Annotated in this window: 16 protein-coding genes and 1 tRNA gene; 15 read left to right on the plus strand and 2 right to left on the minus strand. The window is 55.2% G+C overall.

From position 1 onward, the window contains the following. Nucleotides 1–83: 83 nt before the first annotated feature. The 10 genes from ACJU26_RS01730 (at nt 84) to ACJU26_RS01775 (ending at nt 8,480) form a co-directional block, all read left to right on the plus strand. Nucleotides 84–1,022 carry a tetratricopeptide repeat protein gene (locus tag ACJU26_RS01730; protein WP_414040843.1) on the plus strand — a complete coding sequence of 313 codons (939 nt, stop codon included), beginning with the start codon at nt 84–86 and terminating at the stop codon, nt 1,020–1,022. Between the two features lie 125 nt (nt 1,023–1,147). Next, on the plus strand, nt 1,148–2,116 hold the full coding sequence (locus tag ACJU26_RS01735; RefSeq protein WP_414040844.1) for a polyprenyl synthetase family protein: 969 nt from the start codon (nt 1,148–1,150) through the stop codon (nt 2,114–2,116). Between the two features lie 11 nt (nt 2,117–2,127). Then, nucleotides 2,128–2,204: transfer RNA gene (locus tag ACJU26_RS01740), tRNA-Pro, on the plus strand. 86 nt (nt 2,205–2,290) lie between these two features. Beyond that, nucleotides 2,291–2,509 (plus strand): hypothetical protein, encoded by a 219-nt coding sequence (locus ACJU26_RS01745; protein WP_414040845.1) that lies wholly within the window; start codon nt 2,291–2,293, stop codon nt 2,507–2,509. Further along, on the plus strand, nt 2,506–4,596 hold the full coding sequence (locus ACJU26_RS01750) for an O-antigen ligase family protein (RefSeq protein WP_414040846.1): 2,091 nt from the start codon (nt 2,506–2,508) through the stop codon (nt 4,594–4,596). The genes ACJU26_RS01745 and ACJU26_RS01750 overlap by 4 nt, the downstream gene beginning before the upstream one ends. A gap of 38 nt (nt 4,597–4,634) precedes the next feature. Next, entirely contained in the window at nt 4,635–6,389 is a 1,755-nt protein-coding gene (locus tag ACJU26_RS01755; protein ID WP_414040847.1) for a peptidoglycan D,D-transpeptidase FtsI family protein, read from the plus strand. Further along, nucleotides 6,386–6,697: a hypothetical protein gene (locus tag ACJU26_RS01760; protein WP_414040848.1), complete on the plus strand. Its 312-nt coding sequence runs from the start codon at nt 6,386–6,388 to the stop codon at nt 6,695–6,697. The genes ACJU26_RS01755 and ACJU26_RS01760 overlap by 4 nt, the downstream gene beginning before the upstream one ends. Next, nucleotides 6,690–7,016 carry a hypothetical protein gene (locus tag ACJU26_RS01765; RefSeq protein ID WP_414040849.1) on the plus strand — a complete coding sequence of 109 codons (327 nt, stop codon included), beginning with the start codon at nt 6,690–6,692 and terminating at the stop codon, nt 7,014–7,016. Before ACJU26_RS01760 ends, ACJU26_RS01765 begins: the two co-directional genes overlap by 8 nt. A 169-nt stretch (nt 7,017–7,185) precedes the next feature. Beyond that, a complete protein-coding gene (locus ACJU26_RS01770) occupies nt 7,186–7,524 on the plus strand; it encodes a hypothetical protein (RefSeq protein WP_414040850.1) in 339 nt (112 codons plus the stop codon). Nucleotides 7,525–8,003: 479 nt separating this feature from the next. Further along, entirely contained in the window at nt 8,004–8,480 is a 477-nt protein-coding gene (locus tag ACJU26_RS01775) for a hypothetical protein (RefSeq protein ID WP_414040851.1), read from the plus strand. Between the two features lie 367 nt (nt 8,481–8,847). Here ACJU26_RS01775 and abc-f read toward each other — a convergent pair whose 3' ends face one another. Both abc-f and ACJU26_RS01785 read right to left on the minus strand, forming a co-directional pair. Continuing rightward, complete coding sequence (gene abc-f / locus ACJU26_RS01780) at nt 8,848–10,716, minus strand: ribosomal protection-like ABC-F family protein (protein WP_414040852.1); 1,869 nt, start codon at nt 10,714–10,716, stop codon at nt 8,848–8,850. Between the two features lie 102 nt (nt 10,717–10,818). Next, nucleotides 10,819–11,169: a DUF4870 domain-containing protein gene (locus ACJU26_RS01785; protein ID WP_414040853.1), complete on the minus strand. Its 351-nt coding sequence runs from the start codon at nt 11,167–11,169 to the stop codon at nt 10,819–10,821. Between the two features lie 185 nt (nt 11,170–11,354). Here ACJU26_RS01785 and ACJU26_RS01790 point away from each other — a divergent pair, with 185 nt between their 5' ends. The 5 genes from ACJU26_RS01790 to ACJU26_RS01810 all read left to right on the plus strand — a co-directional run bounded on the left by ACJU26_RS01790 (nt 11,355) and on the right by ACJU26_RS01810 (nt 15,080). Next, entirely contained in the window at nt 11,355–12,269 is a 915-nt protein-coding gene (locus ACJU26_RS01790; RefSeq protein WP_414040854.1) for a uracil-DNA glycosylase, read from the plus strand. A gap of 224 nt (nt 12,270–12,493) precedes the next feature. Continuing rightward, nucleotides 12,494–13,165 carry a hypothetical protein gene (locus tag ACJU26_RS01795; protein WP_414040855.1) on the plus strand — a complete coding sequence of 224 codons (672 nt, stop codon included), beginning with the start codon at nt 12,494–12,496 and terminating at the stop codon, nt 13,163–13,165. A 3-nt stretch (nt 13,166–13,168) separates the two neighbouring features. Next, nucleotides 13,169–14,398, plus strand: coding sequence for an OmpA family protein (locus ACJU26_RS01800; RefSeq protein ID WP_414040856.1), 1,230 nt, complete (start codon nt 13,169–13,171; stop codon nt 14,396–14,398). Between the two features lie 36 nt (nt 14,399–14,434). Beyond that, nucleotides 14,435–14,722, plus strand: coding sequence for a Flp family type IVb pilin (locus ACJU26_RS01805; RefSeq protein ID WP_414040857.1), 288 nt, complete (start codon nt 14,435–14,437; stop codon nt 14,720–14,722). 73 nt (nt 14,723–14,795) lie between these two features. Then, nucleotides 14,796–15,080, plus strand: a complete 285-nt coding sequence (locus ACJU26_RS01810; RefSeq protein WP_414040858.1) for a Tfp pilus assembly protein FimT/FimU — start codon at nt 14,796–14,798, stop codon at nt 15,078–15,080. Nucleotides 15,081–15,131: the final 51 nt, after the last annotated feature.

Genomic DNA, 15,131 nt, shown 5'->3' on the forward strand with positions numbered 1-15,131 from the left:
AATCCTGGCCTTTAGACTAATTGCCCCTGAGCAGGTAGTGATCATTGCTGTTGGGAGCGCAGTCATGGGTTTGAGGTGTTTTTATGCAAGGCTTGATGATATTCCTGGAAGTAGTGGTGGTACTGTTGTTGCTGTTGGAGGTTTTTGTTCGCTTGCGCGCCCGGCGGCGACGTCTGCAGCAGCGCGATGCACAGCTTTCTCCAGAAGCACGTAAAAAAGTTCCTTTATCCTCCGTCCAGGAATCTCCCGTTTCCCTGCCTGAAGTGCTGCCTGTCCATCCTCACAGTGAACAAGGTGGCGCCCTGCAGGAAGCGCTCAGCATCGACGATCTCCTCAATGAGGCCAATATCTATCTGGAATACGGCCATTACGCCCAGGCGGCAACCGTTTTACGCTGGTATGTGGATCTGAATCCCCACGAAACCCGGGTCATCAATCAGCTCCTGGATACCTATCTGGCCTTGGCCGATATGGATAGTTATGCCGGATTGCTGGAAAGCCTGGGGGAAAAATCCGGCCGTGTTCCCATGGATGAAAGCTGGTGGCGCGAACGTGTGGAACACGGATTACAGCAGGATCCCGGTAATCTGGAGTTGCTGGTGCTGGCGGAGAAGGTCGGCATGGCCGTTCCCCTGCCCCAGGAACAGGGTGCCGAGCCCCCGATGACGGCCGAGATGGCTCTGGCACTGGTTGCCCGCAACCGTGACCCCCATTACGGGATGGCCATTTTGTGGCGGGCGATTGCCCACGAGCCCCTGCGTCTGCCGCTCTATGCGGAACTATTGCGGATCACGCATCAACAGCATCTCCTGGAAGATTACATCAACGCCTTGATTTTGTTGTATCTTACGGTGGGCTATAAAGCGAAGACCCTGCGCGAACGGATGTTGCGGGCAGGCGAGGATTTGGGGAATCATCCGCTCTGGACAGTACTGGCAGACTGGGACGGTAATCCCGAGACCCTGCGGCAGTTGGCCTGCTCTCGACAACTGGAAATTCCGGGTTCCTTGCCGTTAACCTGAACGCGGGTGCAGGAACTCTGCTTGACAATGCCTTGTCGCCCTCACCACAATCCTCTGCGGTCGCAAGCTTGGCATCTCCCGATGTCAAGCGCTGCCGATGCCAATAAACAGGGAGCAGCATAAGGATGAATCTGGAGTCAGTGAACCAGTTGGTGCGGTCGGATATGTTGGCGGTGAATCAGGTGATTCAGGAACAACTGCGTTCCGGGGTGCCGACGATTCCTGCCATGGGTACCTATTTGATCAACGCCGGGGGCAAGCGGCTGCGCCCCATCGTCCTGCTGCTGGCCGCGCGCATGGGTGGAGAGCGCACGGCGCGACCCATTCCTTTGGCAGCCGTTGTCGAGTTTATCCACACCGCAACCCTCCTGCACGATGACGTGGTGGATGGCTCGGAACTGCGCCGCAACAATGCCACAGCCAACCAGTTGTGGGGTAATGCGGCAGCCGTTCTGGTCGGAGATTTTCTCTATGCGCGCTCTTTCGAAATGATGGTGGCAGATGGGGATATGCGGATTCTCGCAACCATGGCTGAAGCCACCAGTGTGATTGCCCAGGGAGAAGTGGCGCAACTGGAAAACGCCCATGATCCGGATTTGTGTGTCGACGCCTATTTTTCGGTCATCGCCGCCAAAACCGCCAAACTCTTTGAAGCGGCCATGCGGATTGGGGCGTTGATCAATGATCTGGATCAGCAGGCAGAAGCGGCGCTGGCAAGGTATGGGTCGCTCTTGGGAATCGCTTTTCAATTGATGGACGACGCGCTGGATTATTCCACCTCAGCGGAAAAAATGGGGAAAAACCGGGGGGATGATCTGGCGGATGGCAAGGCCACCCTGCCATTCATTCATGCCATGCAGCAAGCGACACCGGCCGAGCAAGCCCTTTTACGCGACGCCTTGGCTGCCGAAAACAAGGCTGATTTTGCGGCAGTCTGGGAGATCATTGCCAGAACAGAAGCTATTGATTACACTTTGCGCGTCGCCGAGGAAAAGGCTCAGCAGGCAATTGCTTGTTTATCCAGCTTTCCTGACGGTCTGGAAAAATCTGCGCTGGAGTTTCTGGCTGGGTTCGCCGTACAGCGCGACTATTGACGCAGTATTATCGGGGCGTGGCTCAGCCTGGTAGAGCGCCGCCTTCGGGAGGCGGATGTCGGAGGTTCGAATCCTCTCGCCCCGACCACATTGTTGAAAAGGCCCGCATTGCCGGGCCTTTTTGGTTGCGGTTTCTTCGCAGGCAGTGGCTTGAATCAGGCAGGGATTTTGCCGATGTTAAAATGGGTGTTGCTAGCAGGTTGCGCGGCGGTGCTATTTTATTTCTGGCGCCAAAAAAAACGACAGGCACGGCGGCGTCCTGCACTGGAATCTCTGGTACGCTGTTCCCGCTGTGGCCGCTATGTATCCGTCCATTCCGCCCTGCGTAGTGCAGAAGGCGACTATCGTTGCATCCAACATGCGGGCCAACAACATGCGGGAGATCCGGATTGACCACTACCAGACGTTCTTTGCTGACGCAAGGCGCCAAGCCATTGGTTTCATTTCGGGCGGGTTTGTATGCCATTCTCGCCCTCGTGGTTTACGGACTTTCCTGGTACTACAACGGTCAGCTGATCCCCCTGCTCGCTGTCGAAAGTATCGTGCTGATGATTTGGGGGGTGATGGTCTGGTGGCCCTGCCTGCGTGCCGGTTTGATCTGGCCGCGAGGGTTCCTGCCGCTTTTCATGCTGTCATGGTTCATCTGGTTTGGGCTGACGCTTTTCTGGAGTGAATCTCCTTACAGTAGCTGGTTTTACTTCTGGGTACTGGGCTCATTGCCACTGACATTTCTGATTGCAATCATGATCCCCGAACTGACGGCCGAAGTATTCTGGACCTGGTTCTGGCGGGGAATATTACTCAGCGCCTGGATTCTCGGCGGCATGGCCCTCTGGCAATATTATCAAGGGCTGGTCACCAATATTGCGCTGACCAATTTGCGTCCTTTTGGCCCCTTGCTGGATACCAACAGTTTTGCTGCGTGGTTGAATTTGCTGTTTTTCCCCGTGCTCGTTCTGTATTTTGTCAAAGACGGGCGTCGTCGGGTGAGTTTTTTGCGGGGAGGCATCGATCCCCAGGCTTTTTTCTATCTGCTGACCTTGACGATTCTGCTTTTGGCTTTTTTCTCTACCAGCAGTCGTGGCGGGTTATTGGCCTGGATATGTACCATGCCATTTGCCGTTTGGGGCTTGTGGCGACTGCCTGCTGCGCGGTCCCGGTTTTTAATGGTCGCAGCTCTGGTCATCATTGCTTTCTTGCTGATGGATTATGCGCACGGCTATGATCTGATCGGTCATCTTTCCCCCAGTTATATCACCAGTAACATCACTACCGTATCCCGCAAGTTGATGTGGATCGCCACCTGGCATATGTATCTCAGTCATCCTTGGCTGGGCACCGGCATCGGCAGCTACTTTTTGAATTATCCGGCCTACCGCTTGCCCGGTGAGATGGCCTCGGCGGGGACTTACGCGCACAACGATTATCTGGAATATCTGGCTGAGGGGGGGTTGATCAACCTGGGGTTTTTGCTGGGTTTTGCGGGAGTGTTGATGTACGCCCTCTATCGCCTGCTGTATAGGGCGGGACAAGCGCTGCAGATGGATGATGAAAAACGACTGACGGCACTGGGCCTGGTTCTGGGGGTGTTTGCCATTACTGGTCATGCCCTGGGAAATTTCATTTTCTATAATTTGCCCCTGAGCGTTCTGGCGGGGCTATTCATGGCGCGCTCCTGGCGTATCTATGGAAACTCAGGAAATACCCAGCCTTTGCTCCCTAAAATCGGTATCCATCATGGATTCATCGCTCAGGGCATTTTGTTGCTGGGGGTTTGCGTCGCTTCCTGGAACCTCGTGGCGGATGGCGCCACCTATGCCTTCCTCAGCGATAATACCTGGCTGAATCGTGTTATTAAAAACCCCCGGCAACGTGCCGAGTTGTTGCTGAAAGTCGCCGACATCTTGACGGCAGTGCGGCCTCTGGCGACCCAACCCCATGTTTACCTCGCCAACACCTATCTGACACTGGCCGAGCACGACACCCGGATGGACGCGGCCAATCGCCGTTCTCTGGTACAGGCCGCATTGCACCAATACCAACAAAGTCTCGTGGGTATTCCCCAGCAATCGGGTGTGCTCAACTCCATCGGCACGCTCTATCTCACCCAGGGGAAACTGCTGGGTCTGGATGCCACGCAAAGACAGCGTCAGACACTTCTGGCCTGGCGCCATGGGCTGGCGATAGACCCGGAAAGTATCAGTCTGCGTAATCAGATTGCGCAATTGGCTTACGCAGACCAGGGTGATGTGCAGGGTGGGCTGGCATTTTTGCGTGCCGGCCTGAAACGTCCGCTTTTCCCTTATCCTCGTTCAGAGCTGCTGCTGGATATCGCCTTGATGCAGTGGCGGGCCGATGAAAAAGCCGCTGCGGAAAAAACCCTGCTACGAATTTTGCACGAAAATCCCGCCTATACACCTGCAGTTTCCTGGTTGCAGTCCATACATCGCCAAGCTGATCTGCATGCAGCAGGAAGCTGAAATATGAATGGCCCGCATATGGCGTTGAGAATCCGGACATGACGACAGAATCCTCGCCGAAAAAACGTCCTTTGCCCCGCTGGCGGATCCTGCTGATTTTGTCGGTCATTTTCCTGGGCTTCGTGCTGGTCCTGTTCCGGGACACGGATTTGCAATGGTGGCAGGATCATGGCCTGCGTGATCAGGGCCGCATGCGTTACCTGCAGGATCGTCCTTTACCGGCGGATCGCGGGGTCATCTATGCCAGCAACGGCACGGCCCTCGCGGTGAACGTGCCCGCGGTTACCATCTGGACGGACCCGCGCATTTTTGATCAGCATAAACAGGACTGGGGCAAGGTGGCCGCTGCCCTGCAGATGAGTCCCCAAGCGCTGGCGGAACGGGTGCAATCGGGTGGTTCCGGCTTTGCCTATATTCTCCGTCAAAGTGAGCCGCAAATGGGCAAGGCGCTGCAGGCCCTGCATGTGCCGGGCATCTATGTGCAGGCCAGCAGCCGGACTTATTATCCCCTGGGCGCCGTGACCACGCCTTTGCTGGGTTTGGTGCATCTGGATCATCATGGCGCGGCTGGCCTGGAAATGGGCTATGACCAGTGGCTTTCAGGCCATGCCGGTACCGAGAAAGTGCTGGTGGACGGGCAGGGCGAAGTGCTGCGAGTATTGGGCGCCCGCCATGCGCCGGTACCGGGCCATGACCTGCATTTGACCATCAATCCCCAGATTCAGTACTGGGCCTACATGACCTTGCTGGCCGCCCAGAAGCACTTCGGTGCCAGCGAAGGCTCTGCCGTGGTCATGAATGTGGACAATGGACAGATTCTGGCCATGGCCAGCGTGCCGTCCTGTAATCCCAATTCCCGCAATGGCTGCACCAGCCCCGATGATTACGTCAACAACGCCGTGCATCAGGCCTTTGAGCCGGGTTCCGTCATGAAACCCTTCATGGTGGCTGCCGCCCTGAAAACCGGCAGTATCCAGCCCGATCAAAGCTTCAATGTGTCCCACTGCCTGCCGGTGGGGGGATTTTGTATTCGGGACGATGTGGTCCATCATGAATTGAATGTGGCGCATATTCTCAAATATTCCAGTGACATCGGTGCGGCTAAAATTGCCCTGCGCACCCCTGCCCAAGCGATATATGCGATGTATCGGGCAGCCGGTTTCGGGAAGGCGCCGGATTTGGGCTTTGCCGGAGCGACCGGCGGTGTGCTGCCGCAACCCCAGACTTGGGATAAGGCCCGCCATGCCACCATTGCCTTGGGCTATGGAGTTTCGGTGACGACCCTGCAGCTCGCCGAAGCTTATGCGGCCATTGCCAATGGCGGATACCATGTTCAGCCGACCCTGGTTGCTGGTCAGCCAGTACACAAACAGCGCATCATGCCAGCCTCTATTGCCGCCCATCTGCGCCACTGGCTGGAAGGGGTTTGCGCCGCCAATGGTACCGGCATTCTCGCCGCCATTCCCGGTTATGCGGTGGCGGGCAAAACCGGAACAGCCAATATGGCCAACGGCAAGGACGGTTTTCAGAAAAACAAGACCAATGCCACTTTTGTCGGCTTTGCCCCGGGTTTTGCCCCGAGGCTGGTGATGGCGGTGACCATGCGTGGTAGTACCCGGTACTGGAATTTCGGGGGGGTCGAGTCGGCCCCGGTGTTTCGGGTCACCATGCGCCATGCCCTGCAGGAACTGAATATTTCGCCAAGATGGTGTGGCGGCAAGGCCTGTGTCTCCAAGGATAAAGGCATCACCGCGACCCAGGCGGAAATCTGGGCAGAAGGAGGCGGAAATTGAGCCGAACCGATAAATGGGTGGCCGGCATTCTGACGCTGGGGGTGGTGGGCTTGCTGCTGGGTGTGCTGGCTTTTGCCGCAGTGTCGCGCATTCCCGTGGCCCATATTTATGTCAATGGGGCTGGCGCCCGCAAGATTATCGTCGCCGGACACCGAGTGGTCGCTGCGCCGGATTGGCCGGGGGCCTACCGGGTATCACCCCGTTATACCGACCCCGCTTTCTGGTCCACGGCAACCCTGTATTTTCGGCAAGGTCAAGCAGTAACCATCCCGCGTCAGGACATCAAGCTCTGGGTGTACCGTGGTTGAGCTCAGCAAGATTTCCCTCGTCCTGAAAGCCCTCATTCAGGGGGCTGTCACGGTTGTGCTGGTGCTTCTGGCGGTCTTGTTATTGCTGGCGCTGGATGCGCTGTTGCTGATTCCGGGGCTGATGCTGGCTTATACGCTGATGGGCATTCCCTGGCACTGGCCGGGAATCTTGCCCGATCCCCTGAGTCCCCCGGGACCCTGGATCAGTATGGCCGTCGGCGTCATTGCCGCCTTGGTTCCCGCCTTGCTGGACGGCATCGCCCTGCATTTTTTTCTGTACCGTAAAAACTCCAGCGATAAAACGGCAGCTTCCTCCTGAAAACGAGGGGGAGGCGGCTTGAAGAAGCCGCTGATCAACCCACGTACGCACAACGAGAACCAAAGAGCTTGCAATTTATTCTTGTGTGCGCAAAAATCTTTGCTGTGCGCACAAGTTATTGTTCCTTTGGGCTAATTATGGTTGCCGTAAAGTTCGTGCTGGAGTGATCATGAATATTCAGAAAGAATTGCATAAAGCCACGGTTGCAGCCAGGTTTGCTACCTTACCTGACGGTACAATGTTATATAAGCCGGTTTTTGGTAAAGTTTATTATTTGGTCAAAAATTTAGATGAAAAGGAAAAGATTAATAAACAGATAGAATTCAGGCAAGAATTACCTTCTGTATTTTTTGCGGTTTCTTTATTCTTCATTTTCACAAACAAGTGGTTAGGATCGGAGATTTCTTTTATAGGCTGCTTTTTGTCGTTAGTTATGTTGGTGGTGGTTCGGATAATCATAAACAAAAGGATGATGAAAGGATTGCAGCCTTACACCACAGATAAGTAAGTAGCAAGTTGTTGCTGACATGCTTTTTGCTTTATAAAATAGAGGGGTAGCTTATGCTGTACGTTACAGTGAACTGCTGCACGGTACAGAGAGCTCTTCGTCATATCGAATGCTCTAGGGTGGGCTATGTGTAAATATCAAATCAGGATAACATCAACAATTGCTGATCGTGTCAAGTTAATACGCGTATTACGCCTAATTGGTGGCGACCTGGATTTAAAATCTGCTGTCTCACTTGCAATATACCTAGATAATCACCGTAATTCGGTAGTAGCTGCCGGGCTAGATCAGGAAATTGCAGAGCATATGGCTAATGAGCTCCGTAGAGCTGGCTGTGAGGTCCGTGTAGAATCAAGCTCCATTGACACACCCATGCGCTGCAGTCCATCGTTAAATGAAAAATTCGCTTGGTCATTCCTGCGCTATATCAGGCGCTCTATTGCTTAATTTGTTGCTATAGTTTTTAGGGGGGGTGGCAAATGAATAAATATGAACTTTTTTTGTTGGATAAAACAGGAAATAAATATCGTGTACGAGTTAAGAGAATGCTGCTATCGCCTTATGGTTGTGCCTGGTCATATTGGTCTCGGAGCATAATTCTGGATAGCGGCTACGATACACCGGACACCCCTTCACCGGCATGGCAGGCCTGCCTGTTGTATAATGCCGGGCTTGCGCAGGATCGTGAGTATGATTTGGCAGAATTATTGATGGGGGTTGTCATTTTGGCATGTGCGTTGTCATTTCTCGCAAATATCCTGTCGGTGCAAATGGTAAGTACGGTTTGTCAATGGGTGATCTTTCCGGCGCTCATAATCCAATTTTGGTTGCGAAAGCGTGCAAGTACCCGTGCTGACCAGTTTGCCTTAAATTATTGGACCATGGCTGACGACTATAATCATTGGAAAATTACGCCGATGGTAAAAAGTATATTTAGAAAATCGAGTGCCTTATGACTGGGCACAATGCTTGCCAAAGCAGGAATAGCAGGGAAGCAGAAAAAAGTAGTCATTGTTTCTATTCAAAAACTTTATTGATATTCATGCTGGTAGCATCTTTGATGTCCTTGATCACGAACCCGCTGTGGAGTGAACCCAATTTACCTAAATGGATATTCCCTCTCTCTATATTTTTAATCACGGCGTTCAGTATGGCATGCTCAATTGCATATCTCTGGTACGCATTAATTCAAATACTACGGGGAGTGGGTATTAAACTCAGCATTAGGGAAAACTTTCCCGGCTAGGGATTCCAGAATGATCCGAAAAGCTCATTGTGCGAGTCAAGCCGGGCCAAGTGCCGAGAACCGGTGTCAGATTTGTATCAGCCTTGGGCCTCAGCGCTGGCAGCCGCCGCCTTGGCTTCCAGCAATTCCCAGCGGGCATAGGCCTGCTGCAGGGCGCTGGCCATCTGTTCCGCCTGAAGTTGCACCGCTTTCAGCTTATCCGGATTCTGATAGGTTTCCGGTAAAGCCAGGGTGGCTGCCAAACGCTCCTGTTCCTGTTCCAGCTTTTCAATGTGCGCCGGTAACTGAGCCAGTTCCTGGGTTTCCTTGTAACTCAGGGCCGGTTTTTTGCTGTTGTCCCGCTTGTTGGCATTCTTGCCCGCAGGGCTGTCCACCGTTTTGCTGGCGGCACGCTGGATTTCGGTCTGCCAGCGGATCCAGTCCTCATAGCCGCCGGCATTCTGGGTGAGCTGGCCCTCTTCGCCAAAAGCGATGACCTGAGTGACCACATTATCCAGAAAATCCCGGTCATGGGAGACCAGAAACAGGGTGCCCGTATAATTCTGGAGGCGTTCTTCGAGGACCTCCAGGGTTTCCAGATCGAGATCATTGGTGGGTTCATCCAGTACCAGGATATTGGCAGGACGGGCAAAAAGACGGGCCAGCAACAGGCGCGCCCGCTCTCCTCCGGACAAGGCCTTGATCAATCCCCGGGCGCGGCTCGGCGGAAACAGAAAATCCTGCAGATAGCCCAGCACATGACGGCGCTCGCCATTGATTTCGATAAAATCATTACCATCCGCAATGGCATCCACCACTCGGCTTTCCGGATCGAGGGTTGCCCGCATCTGATCAAAATAGGCGACCTCCTGTTTGGTGCCCCGACGAATTTTGCCCTCCTGGGGTTCCAGTTCACCCAGGATCAGGCGCAGCAACGTGGTTTTTCCCGCGCCGTTGGGGCCGATGATCCCGACCCGGTCACCGCGCTCGATGCGGGTGGAAAAATTCCGGATGATGGGGCGATTCTCATAGTGAAAAGACACCTGCTCCAGTTCGGCAATCAAGGCTCCCGAGCGCTCGGCGGTGCTGATCTGCAGACTCGCCTGGCCTTGCTGCTGGCGGCGACTGGCGCGCTCTTCGCGGAGGCTTTCCAGGCGCCGCAAACGGCCCTGATTGCGCTTGGCCCGGGCCTTCACCCCCTGGCGCAGCCAGGCCTCTTCCTCTGCCAGTTGTCCTTCGAGACGATTGTCGGCGGCTGCTTCGGCTGCCAATACCTCCGCCTTGCGGGCCTGATATTCCGCAAAACTTCCCGGAAAACTGCGTAAAATGCCGCGATCCAGCTCGATAATCCGGGTCGCCAGCCGGTCCAGAAAACGCCGGTCATGGGTGATGAATACCAGCGTTCCCCGGTAGCGCAGCAGTGACTGCTCCAGGGCAAGAATGGCCGGTAAATCGAGATGATTGGTGGGTTCATCAAAAAAGAGAATATCCGGCTCGGAAACCATGGCGGCGGCAATGGCCACCCGCTTGCGTTGTCCTCCCGACAGCGCGGAAACCACACCCTCAGCAGGCAGACCCAGGCTATCCCGCAGCGCCTCCGCCTTATAGTCGATCTGCCAGACATCGTGATGATCCGCCAGGGCGTGCGCCTGGGTATCGCCCGCCTCGGCCTGCTGCAACTGCCGCCAGACGGGGTGTCCGGACTTGATGGCGGTGAGCAGGTCGTGTCCGGCATCCAGTTCGGGTTCCTGGGCCAGATACGCACGACTCAGGCCCGGAGCTATCCAGAGATTTCCGCCGTCCAGCGGATAAAGCCCAGCCAGTGCTTGCAGCAGGGTGGATTTGCCTTCGCCATTACGGCCAATCAGACCAATGCGCTCACCCGTTTCCAGATTGAGATCGGCATGATCCAGCAAGGCACGGCCTCCCCACTCTACCTGTCCCGCTTCCAGCCGCAGAATCGCCATTGCCCCGATCTCCCCTCCGTGCTTATTCAGAAAGCAGATAGGTTACGGGGCGGGGTCAGGTGGTGCAAGTCGGTAAAGCGACTGCTACAAAATGGACAGGGTCTAGCTGAGCAGGCGCAGGGTCAGCGGATAGCGGTAAGACTCGCCGTTACTGGCCTTTACGGCGGCAATAATGCAAAAAATCAGATTAAAGAGAAATATCAAGGGGAAGATGAAGAGCCCTATGAGCAAGGCGCTCAAAATGCTGGCGGCAATATAGGCCAGCAGGATGGTGATCTGGAAGTTCAGTGCCTCCTTGCTCTCGGAGATGAGCCAAGCGTTTCCGGCATCTTTTTTGATCAGATACACAATCAATGCGGGGATAAAGCCGAATAAAATCCCTCCGGCGTGAGTCAATGCGATGATGTTGCGATCTTCCTTGCTGCTGATGGTTACCAGACTCTCTGTTTCCATAGTGATGCTCCCTGTGAGGATGGATGCGTCAAACCCTAAACAATGGTTCATACCCTGCGGATATTTTTGGTTCATCATACTGATTATCAAGCCAAAGAGGAACAGGCTGGCACACCCGGTAGTTGACGCCATATGACGCGCAGATTCCATTTGCCAGCGCGGCTTCTGACCCTTAGCATAAGCGCATGTCCACGATTTTTAATGCAGAGCAGCGGCGTTTTCTGAAACTGCTGGGTTTGTCCATTCCCGGGGAAAGCCCCATCCTGCCCCAGGGATCCACCAAAGAGACCGACTCCGCCGCGAATGCCACGTCTTCGGCCCATATTGCGCCATCAATGGCCCCCGGCCCTGTTGCGCCAGCGGCCTTTGACGCCCTGCGTGCGGCTGCCAGCCCCTTGCCCGATCAGGAAAAACCGAATGCTCCTTCGCCAGCGTCGCTACGAGCACCAAACCCGCCGCTCCCTCCCGCAGAAGCTCCGCCCATCCCCGAGCCCTCCCTCCCCGCGCCCTCGGCCGACCCGCAAAGGCTGGCCCAGATAGCGGCCTCGGATTGGCGCGATCTGCAAATCATGGTCCACAACTGCCGGGCTTGTGAATTGGGAGAAATCCGGCAGCACGCCGTATTTGGCGCAGGTAACCCCCGAGGTTCCTGGCTGTTCGTGGGCGAGGCGCCGGGGGCAGAAGAAGACCGCCGTGGGGAGGCTTTTGTGGGCCGGGGCGGGCAGTTGCTGGATAACATGCTCAAGGCCATGGGCCTGACCCGCCAGCAGGATGTCTATATTGCCAACGTCCTCAAGTGTCGCCCCCCCAACAATCGCGATCCCCTGGGGCCGGAAGTGCAGTCCTGCCTGCCTTTTTTGCAGCGCCAGATAGCGTTACTTCAACCACGCATGATCGTCGCCCTGGGGCGCTTTGCCGCCCAGAGCCTGTTGCAGGTCACCACCCCCATCGGCCAACTGCGCGGTCAAACCCATCACTATCAGCAGATTCCCCTGATCGTCACCTATCACCCGGCTTATCTGCTCCGCAGCCCCTTGGAAAAGCGCAAGGTCTGGAAAGATTTGCAATTGGCACTGCGGGTATTTGCTGGGGCGGAGTGATTTTGGTTTCTGTTCACCATCCTTTTGACTTCCAGGCCGTCGTCATGAAGTTTCCCGGTTTTTTGCGTCCAAAGAGACCGATTCCCGACGGTTCACAATATCAGGCATTAACAATATGAATTTAAATAACAAAAAAACATTTCTCATATTCTTCATGTTGTAACATTTCTTTGTTAATGTCCTTCTCAAGACGGGGAATACCCCGCAGAGAGGGAGCGTACGGCATGGAGAATGCCTTTTTACGGTTATTTGCATCGGTTTCTGCATCCAATACCAAGTCGGAAGGGCCTGCTGTAGGGAAGATGGCCATTCAGGTACCAAGGGGTAAATACGCCTACTTACCTGTTCGGGCAAATGGCTTGTCTTGGCTGAAGGGCGCACGGGTTTATCTGTGTTTGTCCCGAACATCCACAGCGCTTTTGCTGCCCTGGTGGCGCTATCCGCAAGCCCGTTGGGGAGTTCTCTCCGCAGATCTGCGAGCCTGGGCTCGTTTCCAACAGAAGAACGAAGAGCAATTCCATATCCTGGCGGGTGGGAATCGATTGTTCTACTCACGCCTGCTCCGGCCGAAGCGGCGGCTTGTCGCTGAAATCGCGTTTCGTGTGCCGGCGGGCGATGCCTTGCCCTGGTCTGAAATCCGTTCACTGGTTTCGCAAGTCATGACTCAAGTTCCTTTTATTCCTCCTCTGGATGCCGAAGACCGGAGACTGGCCCGACTGCTTTTGCTGGACAAGCGAGGCAGAGAACTTGCCATGGCGCTTGGCTGGACTGCCAGTAAAGTGCGCTCCCGGCTGGCCCGGCTGGCTAGACTCTTTGGTGCAGACAGTAACGCTGAATTGATGGACTGCCTGTGGTTGGCACACCAAAGGAAAAGTTTCAATAAAGACATGGAGTGATGCATGAAAAACCACTGGCTGATTCTTTCTGTAGCTTTTCTTGCCTCGGGAGCGTGGGGCGTGGTTCAGGCCAATGAGCCTGGGACGGATCTGCCTTTTCTGCAGCGCTATGCAGGCTCGACCATGAAAGAGTATGCCACTCGTCGATATGACGAGGTGCATATGCCGCTGGGGCCCTTCAAGAAAGTAGGTGAAGACGCGGTACCCGTTCACTCGCAAGCCCTGGAGGGGCAGGTGATATATATCGTTTATCGTTCGCCCGTTGACCGCTCTTCGCTGGAGATCATGAGCAATTATAGGCAGGCCTTGCAAAGGGAAGGTTTTCAGGTGCTATGGCAGTGCACGAAAGAGCAGTGCAGTTCCGGCGACCCGTCCGTTTCGAGTCACGATGCAGTATGGACATCGTCTGGCGACGGTTTGGACTCATTCTTTGCTAATGCCGGTGATGGCCGAATGTTGACGGCTAGGCTCGACTCGGCCAATGGTGTCCAGACTTGGGCCTACCTCTGGGTGGAGGGTCCCGATAACCTCAACCGGGAAGGCGGTGAAACAAAAATCTACGCTGTCCAGACCCAACCCATGCAGACGGGTTTGGTGCAGGGCAGCACGGAGATGCTCTCGGCAGCAGCCATGGGTCAGGCCCTGGGCCAGCAGGGCCGCTTTGCCATGCACCTGCCCTTCGATTTCAACAAGGCCACCTTGCGCCCTGACGCCATGGCCCAGGTTCGCCAACTGGCTCAGGTGCTGCAAAGCCATCCGACTTGGCGCGTCGGCCTCGATGGGCACACCGATGCCGTGGGCAGTCCCGAAGTCAATCAGAAGCTTTCGGCGGACCGGGCCGCAGCAGTAAAAAGTGCGCTCGTCAGTCTCGGCGTGTCGGCGTTGCAAGTGGCCACCCGAGGTCTCGGGGCCACCCAGCCCGTGGCCAGCAACGCCACCACGGAAGGTCGGGCCCAGAACCGACGGGTGGAAGTAGTGAATCTCACCCCCGGCTTCGTCCCGGCGATGGCCAATGGCGCGGTCGCAGCCAGCCCAAGCAGGGTTGCAACGCAGGCACCGGCCATGACCGGCGCGCCCCGGCAGGTTTCCCCAGGGGTGGCACAGCAAAATCCCAGCAATATCCCGGAGCCGGTCAAGGACGCGGCTCAGACTGCGGGTGATGCCGCCCGCTCGGAAATGAATTACCAGATTTATCGTGGTGTCAGCAATCTTTTTGAGGGGCTCTTTCACTAAGGCCGAATTTTTTGGGAATAGCAGGGAGGGAGCGCGATGTTGATGGGTAATCGGGCACGGGAAAAGGGGCAGGGGATGACGGCGTATCTCATTATCGTAGCGCTCATTGCCATTTCTGCCATTGCCGTCTTTTCTCTTTTTGGCAAGGTCCTTCGGGATCAAACAGCCGGCGTGACCAATGAGTTGGCTGGAAAGAACGGTAAGTCGTATGGAATCCAATGGGCACAGCGGTATGCCAAGAATGCCGGCAATGTTGCAAAAGAAAAAAAGGCCATGGGTGATTATGGAAGCTATAACGATTACTCCAAGGTCGGTGGTAATTAAATTTAATGTTACGGGCAGTTTCGATTCTTGCGAAAGCAAGGTTGGTTGATTTTTACACTTGTGGAGGTGAGCTATGGAAAATGTGGCACCCAAGAAATTGCGTCATCAACAGGGTCAGGGTATGACCGAATATTTGATCGTGGTGGCCTTGATTGCCATTTCGGCCATCGCGGTGTTTTCTTTCTTTGGCCAAGCCATGCGGCATCAGGTGGCAGGTATTACGCATGAGCTCGCCGGTGACCAGGCGGCTAAAACGGAAATTGGGCTCGCCAAGAACATGGCCAACTCGGCTACTACTACTGCGCAAAAGAAAAAGACCATGGGCGACTATGGTTCTTACAATGATCTGGGCAAATAACTAAGGCCTGTGGGTGGCTGCCTTGGCGGCCGCCTTTTCCAGGGGGATGGA

It is taken from the genome of Acidithiobacillus sp. M4-SHS-6 (assembly GCF_047421495.1).
Lineage (GTDB): Bacteria > Pseudomonadota > Gammaproteobacteria > Acidithiobacillales > Acidithiobacillaceae > Acidithiobacillus.

What these genes read in the sequence shown, in the direction of transcription:
- ACJU26_RS01795 (WP_414040855.1), top strand. Translation starts at nt 12,494, where the DNA reads ATGGAGAATGCCTTTTTACGGTTATTTGCATCGGTTTCTGCATCCAAT.
- ACJU26_RS01735 (WP_414040844.1), top strand. Translation starts at nt 1,148, where the DNA reads ATGAATCTGGAGTCAGTGAACCAGTTGGTGCGGTCGGATATGTTGGCG.
- ACJU26_RS01785 (WP_414040853.1), bottom strand. Translation starts at nt 11,169, where the DNA reads ATGGAAACAGAGAGTCTGGTAACCATCAGCAGCAAGGAAGATCGCAAC.
- ACJU26_RS01775 (WP_414040851.1), top strand. Translation starts at nt 8,004, where the DNA reads ATGAATAAATATGAACTTTTTTTGTTGGATAAAACAGGAAATAAATAT.
- abc-f (WP_414040852.1), bottom strand. Translation starts at nt 10,716, where the DNA reads ATGGCGATTCTGCGGCTGGAAGCGGGACAGGTAGAGTGGGGAGGCCGT.
- ACJU26_RS01730 (WP_414040843.1), top strand. Translation starts at nt 84, where the DNA reads ATGCAAGGCTTGATGATATTCCTGGAAGTAGTGGTGGTACTGTTGTTG.
- ACJU26_RS01745 (WP_414040845.1), top strand. Translation starts at nt 2,291, where the DNA reads ATGTTAAAATGGGTGTTGCTAGCAGGTTGCGCGGCGGTGCTATTTTAT.
- ACJU26_RS01770 (WP_414040850.1), top strand. Translation starts at nt 7,186, where the DNA reads ATGAATATTCAGAAAGAATTGCATAAAGCCACGGTTGCAGCCAGGTTT.
- ACJU26_RS01805 (WP_414040857.1), top strand. Translation starts at nt 14,435, where the DNA reads ATGTTGATGGGTAATCGGGCACGGGAAAAGGGGCAGGGGATGACGGCG.
- ACJU26_RS01790 (WP_414040854.1), top strand. Translation starts at nt 11,355, where the DNA reads ATGTCCACGATTTTTAATGCAGAGCAGCGGCGTTTTCTGAAACTGCTG.
- ACJU26_RS01800 (WP_414040856.1), top strand. Translation starts at nt 13,169, where the DNA reads ATGAAAAACCACTGGCTGATTCTTTCTGTAGCTTTTCTTGCCTCGGGA.
- ACJU26_RS01810 (WP_414040858.1), top strand. Translation starts at nt 14,796, where the DNA reads ATGGAAAATGTGGCACCCAAGAAATTGCGTCATCAACAGGGTCAGGGT.
- ACJU26_RS01755 (WP_414040847.1), top strand. Translation starts at nt 4,635, where the DNA reads ATGACGACAGAATCCTCGCCGAAAAAACGTCCTTTGCCCCGCTGGCGG.